General features: G+C 56.8%; 14 protein-coding genes. 6 read left to right on the forward strand and 8 right to left on the reverse strand.

Annotated elements, in window-relative coordinates; genetic code table 11:
* Window positions 1-492 precede the first annotated feature (492 nt).
* Genes RB2501_RS03510 through RB2501_RS03525 form a run of 4 tightly spaced genes read left to right on the forward strand, consistent with a single transcriptional unit; the run spans window position 493 to window position 2,826 of the window.
* Window positions 493-948: a nuclear transport factor 2 family protein gene (locus tag RB2501_RS03510; protein WP_015753366.1), complete on the forward strand. Its 456-nt coding sequence runs from the start codon at window positions 493-495 to the stop codon at window positions 946-948.
* Window positions 949-986: 38 nt separating this feature from the next.
* The gene (locus RB2501_RS03515) at window positions 987-1,418 is read left to right on the forward strand and encodes an RpiB/LacA/LacB family sugar-phosphate isomerase (RefSeq protein ID WP_015753367.1); all 432 of its coding nucleotides are present in this window, start codon (window positions 987-989) and stop codon (window positions 1,416-1,418) included.
* Between the two features lie 42 nt (window positions 1,419-1,460).
* Window positions 1,461-2,372 carry a cation diffusion facilitator family transporter gene (locus tag RB2501_RS03520; protein WP_015753368.1) on the forward strand — a complete coding sequence of 304 codons (912 nt, stop codon included), beginning with the start codon at window positions 1,461-1,463 and terminating at the stop codon, window positions 2,370-2,372.
* 1 nt (window position 2,373) lies between these two features.
* Window positions 2,374-2,826: a GNAT family N-acetyltransferase gene (locus RB2501_RS03525; protein WP_015753369.1), complete on the forward strand. Its 453-nt coding sequence runs from the start codon at window positions 2,374-2,376 to the stop codon at window positions 2,824-2,826.
* 16 nt (window positions 2,827-2,842) lie between these two features.
* Here the strand turns inward: RB2501_RS03525 and RB2501_RS03530 are convergent, their stop codons facing one another.
* The 7 genes from RB2501_RS03530 to rnpA form a co-directional block, all read right to left on the reverse strand.
* The gene (locus RB2501_RS03530; RefSeq protein WP_015753370.1) at window positions 2,843-3,220 is read right to left on the reverse strand and encodes a hypothetical protein; all 378 of its coding nucleotides are present in this window, start codon (window positions 3,218-3,220) and stop codon (window positions 2,843-2,845) included.
* An 82-nt stretch (window positions 3,221-3,302) separates the two neighbouring features.
* Window positions 3,303-4,388, reverse strand: a complete 1,086-nt coding sequence (locus RB2501_RS03535; RefSeq protein WP_041326947.1) for a Gfo/Idh/MocA family protein — start codon at window positions 4,386-4,388, stop codon at window positions 3,303-3,305.
* 11 nt (window positions 4,389-4,399) lie between these two features.
* Window positions 4,400-6,631, reverse strand: coding sequence for an outer membrane protein assembly factor BamB family protein (locus RB2501_RS03540; protein WP_148214282.1), 2,232 nt, complete (start codon window positions 6,629-6,631; stop codon window positions 4,400-4,402).
* Window positions 6,632-6,695: 64 nt separating this feature from the next.
* The gene (locus tag RB2501_RS03545) at window positions 6,696-7,571 is read right to left on the reverse strand and encodes a fructosamine kinase family protein (RefSeq protein ID WP_015753373.1); all 876 of its coding nucleotides are present in this window, start codon (window positions 7,569-7,571) and stop codon (window positions 6,696-6,698) included.
* Window positions 7,571-8,518 carry an MBL fold metallo-hydrolase gene (locus RB2501_RS03550; protein ID WP_015753374.1) on the reverse strand — a complete coding sequence of 316 codons (948 nt, stop codon included), beginning with the start codon at window positions 8,516-8,518 and terminating at the stop codon, window positions 7,571-7,573. Before RB2501_RS03550 ends, RB2501_RS03545 begins: the two co-directional genes overlap by 1 nt.
* Window positions 8,515-10,149, reverse strand: a complete 1,635-nt coding sequence (locus tag RB2501_RS03555; protein WP_015753375.1) for a S41 family peptidase — start codon at window positions 10,147-10,149, stop codon at window positions 8,515-8,517. Before RB2501_RS03555 ends, RB2501_RS03550 begins: the two co-directional genes overlap by 4 nt.
* Window positions 10,127-10,513, reverse strand: a complete 387-nt coding sequence (gene rnpA / locus RB2501_RS03560) for a ribonuclease P protein component (RefSeq protein WP_015753376.1) — start codon at window positions 10,511-10,513, stop codon at window positions 10,127-10,129. The genes RB2501_RS03555 and rnpA overlap by 23 nt, the downstream gene beginning before the upstream one ends.
* 139 nt (window positions 10,514-10,652) lie before the next feature.
* Here rnpA and RB2501_RS03565 point away from each other — a divergent pair, with 139 nt between their 5' ends.
* Window positions 10,653-12,518, forward strand: a complete 1,866-nt coding sequence (locus RB2501_RS03565; protein ID WP_015753377.1) for a CBS domain-containing protein — start codon at window positions 10,653-10,655, stop codon at window positions 12,516-12,518.
* Entirely contained in the window at window positions 12,502-13,734 is a 1,233-nt protein-coding gene (locus RB2501_RS03570) for a succinylglutamate desuccinylase/aspartoacylase family protein (protein ID WP_015753378.1), read from the forward strand. Before RB2501_RS03565 ends, RB2501_RS03570 begins: the two co-directional genes overlap by 17 nt.
* Before the next feature lie 45 nt (window positions 13,735-13,779).
* Here the strand turns inward: RB2501_RS03570 and RB2501_RS03575 are convergent, their stop codons facing one another.
* On the reverse strand, window positions 13,780-15,624 hold the full coding sequence (locus RB2501_RS03575) for a M1 family metallopeptidase (protein ID WP_015753379.1): 1,845 nt from the start codon (window positions 15,622-15,624) through the stop codon (window positions 13,780-13,782).
* Window positions 15,625-15,630 lie beyond the last annotated feature (6 nt).

A 15,630-nucleotide genomic window follows, 5' to 3' on the forward strand; every position in this document is an offset into this window, starting at 1 on the left:
TGGGTTATACCGGTTATCAACGTTGTTTAATAAGTGCTGTTAACAGGAATTTTTGGATAAATAAACAGCGGATGTGTGTTGATTAGGGCATCGATCGCAGCGGATAATCCATGACAAAAAATGACAGTTACCCCTTGAATATCCGGGATTTTAAGTCCAATGCAATTTTTATGCGGGATAACAAAATTGGGTTGTCACAAATTGTGCCCCGGGTTTTCAACAATTGGCAGCACAGTACTTCGCTCAGGATAAAGCAGTTGAAATTATTGTAAAAAGCAGCTGTTAATTACCCGGGTTCGGCTCCAAGCCGGCTTGGTTTTGTAACTTTACAGGGGTGTAAAAGAAATAGCGACTGCAGTGATCAACGAAAATGTAGGGATTAGGTAAGACTCCGTGTAAAACCGAATGGTTTGTGAGTAGGAATCTGCTACTACTCATACACAAAACGATAGATACAATTTAAAACTACCAGGATTGAATATTAAATCAAGTTTGAAGTCATTAGTCTTTGTTTTCTTAATGCTTTCGGCAATCAATCAAGTTGTTTCACAGCATGCCACAAAAGCCCATAAAGACTCATTAGAAACAATTGTTCAGAAATATTATGATTTAAACCTCAAAATATTTCAAGCAAATTCCACAATCGATGATATCGACAAAACCTTTGAACTTTTTACAGAGGACTTTACATACGTTCATCCAAAATATGGTGGAACATACACCAGAGAAGATTTATACAACGGATATGTAAGGAATCAAAGAAATGGAGGTTATGATGGAAAAGTTACAGATATTAAAATACTGAATAAAATTACAGGACTTAACGCTGTTGTGACACAAAAGTGTTTTGTAGAAATTATAGATGGTGAAATCAAAGAGGGAGAACCAGAAATGACTCTTTTTGAATTTAGGGACGGGAAAATATCTCGAATTTTTGAATATTGGTAACGCAAAAAAACTGTATCTAACGGTTTAAATAGAATGAAATGAAAATAGCCATTGGAAACGACCATGCGGGTACCGAGTACAAGCTGGCCATTGTGGGTTTGCTAAAATCCATGGATATCGAAGTAATCAACCACGGCACCGACGGTACGGACGGAGTGGATTATGCGGATTTTATCCATCCGGTTGCCACGGATGTCGCTTCCGGGGAGGCAGACCTGGGGATTGTGGTATGCGGCAGCGGGAACGGTGCCTGTATGACTGCCAACAAGCACCAGGAGATCCGGGCGGCCCTCTGCTGGAACAAGGAAATCGTTTCCCTGGCTCGGGAACACAACAATGCGAATATACTGGGCCTGCCGGCGCGGTTCCTGGCCATTCCCCAGGCGCTTGAGATGGTGCGAACTTTCCTGGATACGCCTTTTGAAGGCGGCCGCCACCAGAGGCGAATCGAAAAAATACCCTGTTACTGAACCAGGAGTTTTGTGCGTAAGTGCCAGCTGAATTGAGGATCCATGGGACACTCCCACCATCACCACCACCATCATCCCACCACAGGCGGTCGCAACCTGTTGATATCCATCGTCCTCAATATCCTGATTACGATTGCCCAGGCTGTGGGAGGTTTCCTTTCCGGCAGCCTTTCCCTGCTATCGGATGCCCTGCACAACCTGAGTGATGTACTCTCCCTGGTCATCAGCTATATCGCCAATGTACTCACCCGGCGAGAACCTTCAACCAGCAAGACTTTTGGTTATAAGCGGGCGGAGATTATCGCCGCCTTTGTAAACTCGGCTTCCCTGATCGTAATCGCAGTTTTTCTGATTATTGAAGCTGTAGAGCGATTCCTCGAACCCCAATCCATCGATTCGGGCATCGTTATCTGGCTTTCCCTCCTGGGCATCCTGGCCAACGGGTTCAGCGTGCTGCTCATCCGGAAGGATTCCGGGAAAAACATGAACATGCGATCCGCCTACCTGCACCTGCTCACGGATATGATGGCTTCGGTAGCTGTCCTTGCCGGGGGCATATTGATGTATTATTTCAATTGGTTCTGGATCGACCCGGCCCTGACAATCGCCATTGCGCTCTACCTGATCTATATGGGGTACGACCTGCTCCGTTCTGCTACGCGGGTGTTGATGCTGTTTAGCCCGGACCATATCCGGGTGCAGGAAATCGTAGGGAGTATCAGCGCCCTGGATGCGGTGAAAAACGTGCATCACGTCCACTTGTGGCAGCTCAACGAGGACTCCATCCACCTGGAGGCACACATCGACTTTCACAGCGACATCCTCCTGTCGGAATTCGAGGTCATCCTGTCTGAAATCGAAAGAAAAATGCTCCGGGATTACGGGATCAACCACCTGAGCATCCAGCCGGAATTCGGCAAATGCGACAGCAAGCAAATTATCGCCCAGCACTGATATGGATATAAAACTCTTTCGCTTTGACGAGTTGAGCACCCGGCAACTCTACGATGTATTGAAACTGCGGTCGGAAATCTTTGTGGTTGAACAGGAATGTATCTACCTGGATCCGGACGGGAAGGACCAACCGGCTTACCATTTGTTGGGCTATGAGGGCGATATGCTGGCAGCCTATACCCGGATCTTTGCCCCGGGCGACTACATGGACCGGGCGAGTATCGGCCGGGTTGCCGTTGCGGAAGCCTGCCGCGGCCGGGGGTATGGCCGTGAAATAATGAAGGCCTCCCTGGAGGCCGTTGTGGATATATTGGAATGCAATGAAGTAGCCATTTCCGCCCAGGCCTACTTAAGGCAGTTCTATGCGGATTTCGGTTTTGAGATTTCCGGGGACGAATACCTGGAAGACGGCATTCCCCACATCAAAATGCTATGGCGGGCTGAATCCGGTTAACCGGCTACCACGCCTTTCACGTAACCTTGATGGGTTGTTTGTTCCCGAGGTTCAACTCCTGCAGGAGCGTATCGGTAAATTTGTAATGTCCGCGGAAGGTGATAATCCGGAACCGGTTCGACTTCATCCGGCTCAGCGTATCGAGGAAGACCCATTTGGATTTCAGCATGGTGGGCTTTTCCGACTTCAGGCTGATATCAAAGAGGTATTTCCTGCCGTTTTTGGTGGCCGTTATATCCGGCGTGACCGGGTTTCCGGTGCTTTTTTTGATATAGGATTTCGGGGATTCAAACCCCTCCATATCCGCTTTGATGTTGTTGAACCCTCTTGCCTCCAAATGCTGGATGGACTTCTCCAGAATTTCCTGATTTTCTTTCTTTTCTACTTTGATCATAACTAGTAAAATAGACGAATTTTTGTAACTGCCAAATTCCGGAGGCTAATTAACATAATCATAAGGTTTTAGCGATCGAAAATCAATCGATTGCAACCGTTTTCCCGGATTTATAGGAAGCGTCGGCCGCCAGAACGATCCGCAGGCTGTTCACCGCATCCCGGAGGTGGTCCCCCAGGTCGGCGTCGTTGCGGATCGCATCCAGGAAAAATTCCTGCTCCAGCCGGCAAAGACCGTCGTGGTCCGGTTCGTCTGCAGTACTGATGATTTCGTCCTCCCTGAGGAATTCGCCGTCAGGGCCCGTGGCGCTGTGGTGCAGCCTGAGGCTCCCGGTTTGGGTGTGGCCCTCCACGTCGTCCGAACCGCCCGCCGCGGTGTCCTGGATGGAAACCGACCCCTTTGGCCCCATGACGTCCTTTATAAAAAATGCGGTTTCGCTAACCATGGGCCCCCAGCCGGCTTCGTACCAGCCAACAGACCCGTCCTCAAAGCGCACCTGCAACTGGCCGTAGTTATACATCTCCGGGTCTATTTCGTCGCTCAGGCGGGCGCCAATGGCGCTGACGCTTACGGGGCGGGACCCCGTCATCAGGCACATGATATCCACGTAATGTACCCCGCAATCCACAATCGGGGACATGGATTGCATCAGTTGCCTGTGCGTATACCAGGTGGCCCCGGAACTCTGTTGGTTGAGGTTCATGCGCATCACCAGCGGTTTTCCAAGCGTTCGGGCAATTTCCACAAACTGCGACCAGGCCGGATGTACCCGCAGGATATATCCAACCACCAGCTTTAACCGGTTTTTATGGGCGAGGTCCACAAGTTCCCGGGCTTCCTCCACGGTAAGTGCCAGGGGTTTCTCCACAAAAGCATGGCAACCCGCATCCAGGGCCTCCCGGACAATTGCTGCATGCGTATCCGGATAGGTGTTGACAGATACGGCATCCGCCGGGGTGTCGGACAGCGCCTCTCCCAGGCTTGCAAAGGTGGGGTAGCCGCCGAGTTCTGCAGACAGTTTTTCCCGGCTTTCCGGGGATCTGCTTACCAAACCCGTGATTTCAAAGCCCTCCATGGCGTGGTAGGCCCGGGCATGGCTGGCACCCATATTGCCGCAACCCACTACTACGATGCGGATCGGGTCGTTCATGTGCGTTGGATTTTTCATGTCCGTTTGTTTTATTCGGTTTTCAGCGAGAAAGCAATGATGGAATTTCCCGGAGGCGTCCCGAGTTTTTCGCCCCCGCAGGCCAGGGCGATGTATTGCCGGCCGCCTGCTTCGTAAATTGCCGGGGTGGCAAATGCAGCTGCCGGCAACCGGTATTCCCAGAGCAGCTGGCCGGTATCCCGGTCAAAGGCGCGGAAAAAACCGTCCTTGGTGGCCCCGATAAACAACAGGCCGTTTTCGGTGACTACCGGCCCGCCGTAATTTTCGGTCCCCGTCGGGCGTTCCCCGCGGGCTTTCAGCGATTCTGTATCCCCCAGGGTAACCTGCCAGAGGTATTCCCCGGTGTTCAGGTCGATGGCGTGCAGCGTTCCCCAGGGAGGGGCAATGCCGGGCAGCCCGTTGGCATCCAGAAATTTATGGTATCCGTCGTGTTGGTAGGGAAGTGGCCTGCCTTCCTCCCCGGGCTCCCCTGCCACGACCTCCTGTTTGTCTCCCGGCGCGGCCTTGTGGTCTCCTGCCGCACCCGTGTTGTATTCCGCCGCGTCCAGTTCCAGCAGGTAGGCTGCCAGCGCATCCTGTTCGGCTTCCGTGAGCTGGGGAAAACCGGGCATCATGCCTTTGCCTTTGGAAATAAGCGTTTTAAATGTTTCAGGGGTATACGTTGAACCCACCCCGATCAGGGACGGGTATCCGCTGGCAGCCACCCCCTTGCGGTCCGGCTGGTGGCAAAGGGCGCAATACGTCAGATAGATGCGTTGCCCGGCCGGCAGGTCCTCGTCCGGGACCTGCGTCTCGCTCATCGAGAGGATCCAGGCCATCTCATTGGAATTCACATACAGGATGCCCTTTTCCGGATCTGCCGCGGCCCCGCCCCATTCGGCGGCCCCATCGTAGCCGGGCAGCAGGAAAACCGGGTCCGTGGAAGGCGGCGCATACAGCCGCTTGTCGGATTTGTTAAACAGCGCCAGCAGGGAGTCCCGGTCCGGGGCATAGGGGCTGATGTCCGCTTCGGTGAGGTAGCGCGCCTGTCGGGCATAGGGTGCTGGTTTTACCGGGATAGGCTGGGTGGGCCAGGCGGCTTCGCCCTGCAGGGTGGAAGCCGGGACGGGCACTTCCTCGATGTCGAACAGGGGTTCCCCCGTGATTCGGTGGAACAGGTATACATAGCCCTGTTTGGTAACCTGGGCTACTGCGGGGACGGGGGTTCCGTCCCGCATGACGGTCAGCAGGTTCGGCGGGGCGGGCGGGTCGCGGTCCCAGATGTCGTGATGCGTAAACTGGAAGTGCCAGAGCCGCTCCCCCGTGTTGGCATCCAGGGCCAGGAGCGTATTGGCAAAAAGGCCGGCACCCCGTCGGTCTCCGCCATAAAAATCCGGGGCTGCAGACCCGGTGGGGACGTACAGGATTTCGTTCCTGGCATCCAGCGCCATACCCGCCCAGTTGTTGGCCGCGCCCACCACCGGGCTTTCCCGTATGTTCGGGTCTTCCCAGGTGTCCGCTCCGAATTCCCCGGCCAGGGGAATGGTGTGGAAAACCCAGGCCACCTCCCCGGTGATGGCGTTAAAGGCGATGATATCCCCGGGCGCACCCCCCGGCCCTTCCGAGATCCGGAGGGGCATGATGATCAGGTCTTTAAATACCGTTCCGGGCGTATTGGAGATCACGAATTTATCCGCTGCCGAAGCCGGCAACCCGGAGCGCAGGTCGATTTTTCCACCGGAGCCAAAACCTTCAACAGGGGTTCCCGTACGGGCGTCCAGCGCATACAGGTCCGAGCCCACGGTATAGAGGATGCGCTTGTCATCCCCCCGCTCCCAGTAGCTGACCCCCCGGCTCGTGGAATGCCAGGCGTTCAGGGTATCCCCGAAAACCCAGAGTTCCTCCCCCGTACGGGCGTCCAGGGCAAAGGCGCGCAGGGCGGCCGTTACCCCGTAGATGACGGTGTCCACCACCAAAGGATTCATCTGCATCTGCCCGCTGTCCGGCGCCCGGTATTCCCATGCAACTTCCAGGTCGCGGACGTTTTCCCTGTTAAACTGGCTGAGCGTACTGAAATGGCTTCTTCCGGGATCGCCCAGGTAGTCCTTCCAGGTGGTAAAATCGGCCGCATGGGTGAACGATGTATCCGGTTCTTCCCCGCAGCCGCAGAACAGGGCGGCTATCCAAACCGTGCAGAGGATGGCCCGCAGGTGCAGGGTATGGGTTTTCAACCGGGGATACCGTGGGCAATAGCTCCGTATCATAATAATAAAAATTAAAGGAACTAAAATTAAGGAATTACCGCTGATGACGATTTATCCTGCCCGGCTAGTGCCCTGTCCCGAAAAGATCGCGCCCAATTTCCCGGACACCGCCAGCGTATGAGGACCCGAACAGGTTCAGGTGGACCAGCAGGTAGTAGAGCTGGTATATGGCCCTTCGGCGGGATTCCCCTTCGGCCGGGGGCAGCACGCTGTGGTATCCCTGGTAAAAATCAGGGGGGTACCCGCCGAAGAGCCGGCTCATCGCCAGGTCCACTTCGCTGTGCCCGGCGTAAACAGCAGGATCTATGAGCACAGCCCTGCCCGCTCGGTCAATCAGGTGGTTGCCGCCCCACAGGTCGCCGTGCAGGAGGGCGGGCTGTACCTCCCCGGCGGATGTCCGCAGCCAGCGCGCCACGGCAGCCGGCTTTGGGATTTCCGACGGCGCCAGCAGCCCGCTGGAAACGGCCCGCTCGTATTGAGGCGCCAGCCGGCGGGTGGCGTAAAAATCCGCCCAGTCCGGCCCGGGTGTATTGCTTTGGGGCAGGCTGCCGATGAAATTGTCGCCAGGCCAGCCAAAGTGCTCCTGCGGCTCGCTGTGCAGTTCGGCCAGTTGGATTCCGAAGGCCCGGTATTCCCCTGGGGTCCCGGGCCGGGATTCGATGAATTCCAGGACCAGGCAACCCCCCGTTACCAGCGGGAAAACGCAGGCTATTTCCGGAACCCGGATCGTGCCTGTCCGGGAAAGGGCGCGAAGGCCCTCCGCCTCGGCCCGCAGTTGTTGCAACCCGCTTTCCCCTTCCATGGTTTTTGCGAAGAACATTTCCCCCGGGGTTTTCACGCGGTAAGCCGAGGCGATATCCCCACCCCGTACCGGGGTCACCGACAGGATACGTTTTCCAAGCTGGGAGGCCAGGGCCTCATGCAGGGATACGGAAGCCATTAAAGCCGGAATTTTTGGCCCTGGCGCGCTATGCGGTATCCGGCCGCGCGGGTGGATTGGCTTGCGGCACTATCCGGGTCCAGGAGCGGGTTCGTGTGGTTCAGGTGGATAAAATGCACTTTGCGTCGCATCGCGGCGGGAAGGTTGTCCCAGCGCCCACGGCTTTCGGACACAAACGGATGGGGGATTTGTGAAATATCCCGGTAACCGATTTCAGCAGCGTCGTAAAAGGTAGCGTCCACAAATGCGACGTCTACTTCGGAAAGCAGCCGTTCAATAGGGGTCTCCCAGCGCTCCCATTTGTCGATATCCGGAATAAAAAGGACTTTTTGCCGGGGACCGCGGATCAGGAAGCCCACGGTCTCCGAATATTCATCCCGGTGGGGGACTTGCAGCGGGGTCACCTCCAGGGATTCCCCGAGGGTGACGACCGCTCCTGCGCGCAGCGGCTCCAGACGGATGTTTCCCGAGGCCACCAACTGGCTCCACGGCCCATTTTCCTCCAGGAAGGAGCGCATTCGAGGCATGGCAAATACAGGTACCTGCCGGGCTCCAAGGGCCTCTTTCCCCAGGAACATCAGGCCCGTGTAATGTCCGATATGCGCATGGGTCAGGAAAATTCCGTCGGGGACCGCATCGGGCTCCCCCCTGCCCACGCGGCCCAAATCGTGGAGTTGCCGGCTGATATCCGGGGTAGCCTCAAAGAGGTAGCGTTTGCCGCTGCGCGCATCGGAAATCCCCAGGGAGACGACCATGCGGCCTGGGTCCGGCGTTTTTTGCAAGGGGGCGCAGCATGAGCGGGCGCATCCGATGTGCGGGGAACCCCCGTCCTGCACCGTGCCCAGGACAACAAGGGTTACCCCCGCATTCTGGCTCTCCGCAACAGATTGCCCGGAGACGATGAATCCCGGAATACATATAAGGAGTATCCCAAGCAACCGGTTCACGGCCCCTGCAGGATTTCGCTGTATCGCCGGGGCTGCCCCAGGACTTCCCGGGCGGTCAGGATGGCCGCGTCTTTCTCCAGGTAATATTCGTAGAGCCCTTCCCGGTAGAAATAACGCTTGATGATTTCGTCCTCCAGCTGCCGGGTGATTTCGTCCGAATAGGTGTCCAGGGCCCGGAGCTTGCTTTTCTCGATGTCCGCCAGGAGCGTTTTAAAGTCGTTTTCGATGGTTTCCGTGAAAATGACTTCCTCCCGGTCGGTCAGGGCCTTTTCAAGGGCCTTCTCCGTCCGCGTTTCAAACGAAAAACTGCTGCCGGTAACGTGGTCCGTAAACTCCTGGTAGACTGCAGGGGTCAGTTCAAATTCTGCGGGGTTGTCCAGGGTGTGATCGTAGTAGTATTTGGTGGCGAAATCAAAAATGACGTGGTTCTGGACCAGGGCCCGGATGAGTTCGTTGGATTTCAGCTCATCGATGGGGATGTCCGGCTGGACCCCGCCCCCGTCGGTCACCTTCCGGCCGTTCCGCGTTTTGAATTCCTGGAATTCCGTATTCCGCACGGCGTTCCCCGATTCGTCCCGGTTCCAGTAGTCCAGTGCCTGGATGCATCGTCCCGAAGGGGTGTAATACCTGCTGATGGTTACCTTCAATTGCGTGCCGTAGGTGAGTTTCAGGGGCCGCTGTACGAGTCCCTTTCCAAAACTCCGCGCCCCGATAATCACTGCCCGGTCCAGGTCCTGCAGCCCGCCGGATACGATTTCACTTGCCGAGGCACTTTGGCCGTCCACGAGGATGGCCAGCGGGATTTCCGTATCCACTGGCCGCTTCCGGGTCTCGTATTCCTGGTTGAATTTGGCAACTTTGGATTTCGTGGTGACGATCAATTCGCCTTTTGGCACAAACAGGTTGGTCACGTTGATCGCCTCGGAAAGCAAGCCGCCGGGGTTGCCGCGCAAGTCCAGGATAATCCGTTCGGCTCCCTGTTCCTTGAGGTCCAGCAACGCTTCCTCGGTTTGGGAGGATGCCTTGGAGTTGAAGCGGGAGAGCACGATGTAACCTGTTTTATCATCCGCCATCCGGTAAAAGGGCACGGCGTCCACCTCAATGGCGCTCCGCTCCACGGTTGTGGACTGCAGTTTCCCCTGCCGCAGAAAGCTCACGGAAACAGACGAATTGTTGGCCCCTTTCAGCAGCTCGGCCGCGTCGTCCTTGAAATCCGCAACGGAGATATCGCCGATGGTGACAATCTCGTCCCCCGCTTTCAGGCCGGCCCGGTCTGCCGGATACCCTTTGTAAGGCTCCACGATCACCAGGCGGTCTTCGTAGGACCGCACCAGGGCCCCGATGCCGGAGTATTCCCCGGCATTGTTGATTTTGTAGGCCTCCACGTCCTGTTCGTTGAGGAAGACCGTGTAGGGATCCAGCTCTTCGAGCATGTTCTTAATGGCCGAATCCATGAGTTCTGCAGGGTTCGTCTCGTCCACGTAGTTCATGTTGAGTTCCTTGAACAGGGTGGTGAATATTTCGATTTGCTTGGCGATCTCAAAAAAATCGCTTTTAAAGGCCGTAGTCGTCAGGAACAGGCCAATGGCCAGGACCGGGACAACAACCTTAGTCTTCAGTAACTGCTTCATGGGAATCGAATTTTTTTAGCAGGATGTTCGTGGCTTTTGAAACCCCCTCAAAATCGGGCATTTCCCTTCCAATGTATAAAATAACGAACGCAAAGCTTCCCTTTGTATTGTTAAAAGTCCCGGGCTTTTCCAGGCGGAAGGCCTCGCGCATCAACCGTTTGATCCGGTTGCGTTGCACGGCCTTCCGGAAGGAGCGCTTGGGCACGGCAAATCCGGCCTGGAACGGCACGGGCTCCGGGAGGGGTGTTTCCAGGTAGTACAACAGCAGCGGGTAGGCTTTAACCGTGCGACCCTTGCGGAAAACCTCCTCCCACAATTTCCGGTGCGCCAGTTTTTCCCGTTTGGGGAATCGAAAAGAAACCATGTCCAAAAATAGGAATAAATCCCCCAGCAGCCCGGATGACAAATATCATATATTCCAGGCCCCCCAGGCCCTAACTTGCCGGATATAAACCGGGGATCCCCCCTGCACGAAATCACCTTTTATCTAGAAACTACCTTCTATGGGAAATTTAGCTGTAAAGACCCTGGACACCTCCCTGGAAAGGGCGCAATACTACCGGCAATTGCTAACGGATATCGCGGCCCTGGAGGTGATGCTCGAAGACGGCCTTTTTGAGCGGAACGAAATGCACATCGGCGCGGAACAGGAATTTTGCCTGGTAAATGCGGATTGGGAGCCCTCCATGAACGCCCCCAAGATCCTCAGCGACCTGAACGAGCCGCATTTTACGCCCGAACTGACCCGGTATAACCTGGAGATCAATCTGGACCCGAGGCGGTTGCAGGGAACCTGCCTCTCGGACATGCACAACCAGCTCAGGGACCTGCTCGGCCGCGCTCAAGAAGCGGCGGCAAGGCACGGCGACAAAATTATCCTCACCGGGGTCCTGCCCACCATCAGCACCCGCCACCTTGGCCAGGCATATATGGCCCCGCTCAACCGCTACCGCATCCTGAATGAAGCCGTGAAGCACGTCCGGGATTCCGACCTGGAAATGCATATCAAAGGGGTGGACGAGGTGAATCTGCACCACGACTCCATCATGTATGAAGGGTGCAACACGAGCTTCCAGAGCCACCTCCAGATAGACCCGGAGGATTTCTCAAGCGCCTATAACTGGGCCCAGGCCATCGCCGGCCCCGTCCTGTCGGTATGTGCCAATTCGCCCTTGCTGATGGGACGCGAACTCTGGGAGGAAACCCGGATTGCCCTTTTTTCGCAGAGCGTGGACACCCGCAGGAGTACCTTCCGGCTCAATGAGCGCGAGCCGCGGGTAGGCTTCGGATCCGAATGGGAGACCGGCAGTGCCGCAGATTTTTTTAAGCGGTCCGTGGCGCGATACCGCAGCCTGATATCAACGGATTTTGAGGCGTCGGACAGCCTGGAACAGGTAAACCGCGGCCAGGCCCCCGCCCTGACCGCACTGAGCCTGTACAATGGTACGGTTTACCCCTGGAACCGTCTCTGTTATGGCCGGGGCGGAAAGAAACCGCACCTGCGGATCGAAAACCGCTACCTGCCTTCCGGACCTACAACGGCCGATGAGATCGCCAACCTGGCTTTCTGGACAGGGATCATGACGGGACGCCCCTCCGAGTTCGACGACATCCGCAAGAAAATGGATTTCCGGGACGCCAAAAAGAACTTTTTCCATGCCGCCCGCTACGGTATGTCCGCCCAGTTCCGCTGGCAGGGAAAAGATGTCCCGGCCCGGGAACTCCTGCTGGATTTCTTCCTGCCCATTGCCTATCGGGGGCTTTCCCGGATGCAGGTGGCCGGTGCGGACATCACCAAATACTTAAAACTGATCGAGAATCGGATCCGGAGTCAATCGGGAGCCGAATGGAAGATAAGAACCTACCGGGAACTCCGGAAAGAGCTTCGCCAGCCCGATGCGCTTCGCGTACTGACCGCCAGCCTGTACAACCGTTCACTCAAGGGGTATCCGGTAGCCACCTGGAAAAAGTATACCTGCAACGAGGTGTTCAGCGGCCGCCGTTCCGCGAGTGTTCGCGACCTGATGAGTACCCGGATCATCACGGCCCATGAGAACGACAGCGCAGCCCTGGTGGTGCACCTGATGAAATGGAACGGGTTCCACCACCTTCCTGTATTGGACGGAAACCAGGAATTGATTGGCCTGCTCAGTTGGAAGGATGTCGGGGAACTGGCGGATAGTCCCGAAATATACGATATGCGGATTGCCGACCTGATGAAAACGGAATTGATAACCACAGGCCCGGATAAATCCATTCGATCGGCCCGGGAACTGATGGCCTCCTACGGGATCCATTGTCTTCCCGTCGTCTCGGGTCGGGAACTGATAGGCCTGCTTACTTCAACAGACATTGATAACGAAGACTGAATCTGACGCACCTCGGGAAATCAGGGATACCGGGATCCGGATCATCGGCGATATTCGCGGGCCGGAGCCCGGGGCTACGCTGATTTGTTTCGGCGGAATCCACGGCAACGAGCCGGCCGGTATCCTGGCGCTGGAGGAAGTTTTCCGCCAGCTGGAATCCGCAAAGGAGCCCCTGTCTGCCGGGCGGTTTATCGGGGTGCGTGGCAACCTCCCCGCCCTCCGGCGGAGCAAGCGTTACCTGGAGCAGGACCTGAACCGGATTTGGACGCGGACCCGGATCGGGCAGGTGTGTGCCACCGCCCCGGGCGAGCGGTCTACGGAAGAGCACCAGCTCGCCGAGATCCTCACATGGCTCCGGGAACTCCTGGAGGAAGAGCAGCCCCCGTTCTATTTTATCGATTTGCACACCACTTCGAGCCCTACCCTGCCATTTGTAACCATGAACGACGCGGTCATCAACCGGAAGTTTGCACAGCTCTTCCCGGTCCCGGTAATCCTCGGGATTGAAGAATACCTGGACGGGCCGCTATTGAGTTATATCAACGAATTGGGCTATGTTTCCCTGGGCTTTGAATCCGGGCAGCACCAGGAGCCGTCGGCCGCAGACTCCGCTGTGGACTTTGTCAGGCTTGCGCTGATCTTTGCCGGGCTGCTATCCGATACGGGCGGGAGGGAAACGCGGAGCCGGCTTGCGAACCTGCGGGAGGCGGCAAAAGGGGACGCTGCATTTTACGAGGTGTACTACCGCCATGCCCTGCAAAGCGCCCGGGAATTTCGCATGGTACGCGGCCTGAAGAGCTTCCAGCCCCTGCCGGGCGGCACGCTGCTGGCCCACGACCGGGACGAACCGGTGTTTCTCAAACGCAAGGGCATCCTGTTTATGCCGCTCTATCAGGAGCAGGGGGAAGAGGGGTTTTTCCTGATCCGCCGCATAGCGCCCTGGGCCCTGAAGCTTTCGGCCTGGTTACGGCGTTTCCGGTTCCAGGACTGGCTGGCCTTCCTGCCGGGGATCCGTTGGGCGGACGGCAACACGCTCCTGGTTAACCTGCGCATTGCCCGCTTCTTCAGCAAGCCGCTGTTCCACCTGTTGGGATTCCGAAGCCGCCACCGCGGCCGCTCCCACCTGCTCCTGACCAACCGGGAACGCACGGCCCGGAATGCGGATTACCGGGATACTTTCTGGTTCAGCCTCAAGCGGCCGGGTCGTTTGCGGTAATTATCAGGGGGCAGCAGGGTCCGAAAGTGTACTCGGGCAACCCGATTATTGCCCGGGCTGCCAGATGTTGTTTTCCAGGTCGATATCCGCCATGAGGCCGGACGGGTCGATGGCAATGGCCTGAATTTCGTCTATCGGGATAACCAGGACCAGGTCGTAGACGGGTTGCGCCCAGGGCCAGTCCGCTTTTACTTCCCGCTCAAAGCCGGCGTACGGATTCTCCTTTTCGGCCCGCATCATCCTCAGGGGCAGGTAATAGGTTTTCCGGGTCCCGTCATTCAGGGCTACCAGCAAGTCGATGGGCATCGGCATCAGGCCGATGCGCTCCAGGGAAACCCGGGTGCCGCCTTCCACGGCTTCCACGCTTTTCACCCCGTAATCGATTGTATTCGCCGTGCGCGTAAAATCGTTCAGGTACCACTCGAGCTCCGCCCCGCTGACCTTTTCGGCCACCCGGATAAAATCGTTCGGCGTGGGGTGCCTGAACTGGAATTCCCGGTAATAGCGCCGGATGGTCTCCATGAGCTTGTCCTGCCCGATCACGTATCCGAGCTGGGCCAGGAATACAGCCCCTTTGCTATAGGCGGAGATACCGTACCCCCCGTTAAAGTCGTACCGGTCCGCATGGGTGGTGAGCGGTTGCTCCCGCCCCGAGGCGGCCAGGCTGCGGTAGCCGTTGTAGGACCCGGCGAAGGGGTTCTCCCGTTGCCGCTCCATAACCGCATCCATGCACAGGGCCGAGATAAACGAGGTGAAGCCTTCGTCCATCCACTCGTGGCGGGATTCGTTGGTGGCCAGGACGTGCTGGAACCAGGAGTGCGCCATTTCGTGGACGGTTACACCCACCAGGCTCCCGAAGGAGCGCTCCCCGGTGATGAGCGTGCTCATGGCGTACTCCATGCCCCCGTCGCCCCCCTGGATAATGGAGTACTGGTCGTAGGGGTAAGGCCCGATATTCCGGTTGAAAAATTCCATGGTTGCCGCAGCTTTGGGCTGCAGGTTTTTCCAGTTCTCCAGGATTTCCGGGTTGTCCTTGTACAGGAAGTGGAGTAGCGTCCCGTTGTCCAGGCGAAGGGTATCGTGGAGGTAATCCGGGTCGGCGGCCCACATGAAATCGTGGACATTGGGCGCTTTGAAATGCCAGGTCAGCGTCTTGCCCCGGGTGCGGACGGAGGTGCCGGGTTTCTCGTAGCCGTGCCCGATTTCCTGGGGGTTCTGCAGGTACCCTGTTCCGCCCACGGTGTAGTCCTTGTCAATGGTCAGTTTCAGGTCAAAGTCTCCCCATACCCCGTGGAATTCCCGTGCGATGTACGGGTCGGCGTGCCAGCCCTCAAAATCGTATTCGGCGAGTTTCGGGTACCACTGGCTCATGGACAGGGCCACCCCTTCGCGGTTGTTGCGCCCGGAGCGGCGGATCTGTACGGGTACCTGCCCTTCAAACTCCATGTCAAAGGTCGTTTTACTTCCGGGAAGCAGCGGCTCAGCGAGCTCCACCACCAGGACGGTACCTTCCTCCTGGTAGCTCAGCGCTGTGCCGTCCTGGGTCAGGGAAGTGGCGTGGAGGTAGCCGATTTCATCCGGGGATAACCCGGCAATCCGGCTTTTGCCGTCTTCGGTCATCCGCCCGTCCGGGTCTTCAATGGCCTGCAGGCGCATGTCCATTTCGCTGCCGGGTTGAAAAGCGTTGAAATACAGGTGGTAGAATACCCGGTTCAGCGTATCGGGCGAATTATTGGTGTATACCAGTTTTTGCGTGCCGGTATAGCGGTAAGTTTCCACATCCATATCCACTTCCATCCGGTAGTCCACATGTTGCTGCCAGTAGGCGGTGTTGCCCTGGCCATAGGCCGTGGCGGTTGCAAGCAGGATAAGAAAAAAGAGACGTGTCATATTTCA

Source organism: Robiginitalea biformata HTCC2501 (assembly GCF_000024125.1).
Classification (GTDB): Bacteria; Bacteroidota; Bacteroidia; order Flavobacteriales; family Flavobacteriaceae; genus Robiginitalea; species Robiginitalea biformata.

What these genes read in the sequence shown, in the direction of transcription:
- rnpA (WP_015753376.1), bottom strand. Translation starts at nt 10,513, where the DNA reads ATGGTTTCTTTTCGATTCCCCAAACGGGAAAAACTGGCGCACCGGAAA.
- RB2501_RS03535 (WP_041326947.1), bottom strand. Translation starts at nt 4,388, where the DNA reads ATGAAAAATCCAACGCACATGAACGACCCGATCCGCATCGTAGTAGTG.
- RB2501_RS03530 (WP_015753370.1), bottom strand. Translation starts at nt 3,220, where the DNA reads ATGATCAAAGTAGAAAAGAAAGAAAATCAGGAAATTCTGGAGAAGTCC.
- RB2501_RS03525 (WP_015753369.1), top strand. Translation starts at nt 2,374, where the DNA reads ATGGATATAAAACTCTTTCGCTTTGACGAGTTGAGCACCCGGCAACTC.
- RB2501_RS03520 (WP_015753368.1), top strand. Translation starts at nt 1,461, where the DNA reads ATGGGACACTCCCACCATCACCACCACCATCATCCCACCACAGGCGGT.
- RB2501_RS03545 (WP_015753373.1), bottom strand. Translation starts at nt 7,571, where the DNA reads ATGGCTTCCGTATCCCTGCATGAGGCCCTGGCCTCCCAGCTTGGAAAA.
- RB2501_RS03565 (WP_015753377.1), top strand. Translation starts at nt 10,653, where the DNA reads ATGGGAAATTTAGCTGTAAAGACCCTGGACACCTCCCTGGAAAGGGCG.
- RB2501_RS03575 (WP_015753379.1), bottom strand. Translation starts at nt 15,624, where the DNA reads ATGACACGTCTCTTTTTTCTTATCCTGCTTGCAACCGCCACGGCCTAT.
- RB2501_RS03515 (WP_015753367.1), top strand. Translation starts at nt 987, where the DNA reads ATGAAAATAGCCATTGGAAACGACCATGCGGGTACCGAGTACAAGCTG.
- RB2501_RS03555 (WP_015753375.1), bottom strand. Translation starts at nt 10,149, where the DNA reads ATGAAGCAGTTACTGAAGACTAAGGTTGTTGTCCCGGTCCTGGCCATT.
- RB2501_RS03540 (WP_148214282.1), bottom strand. Translation starts at nt 6,631, where the DNA reads ATGATACGGAGCTATTGCCCACGGTATCCCCGGTTGAAAACCCATACC.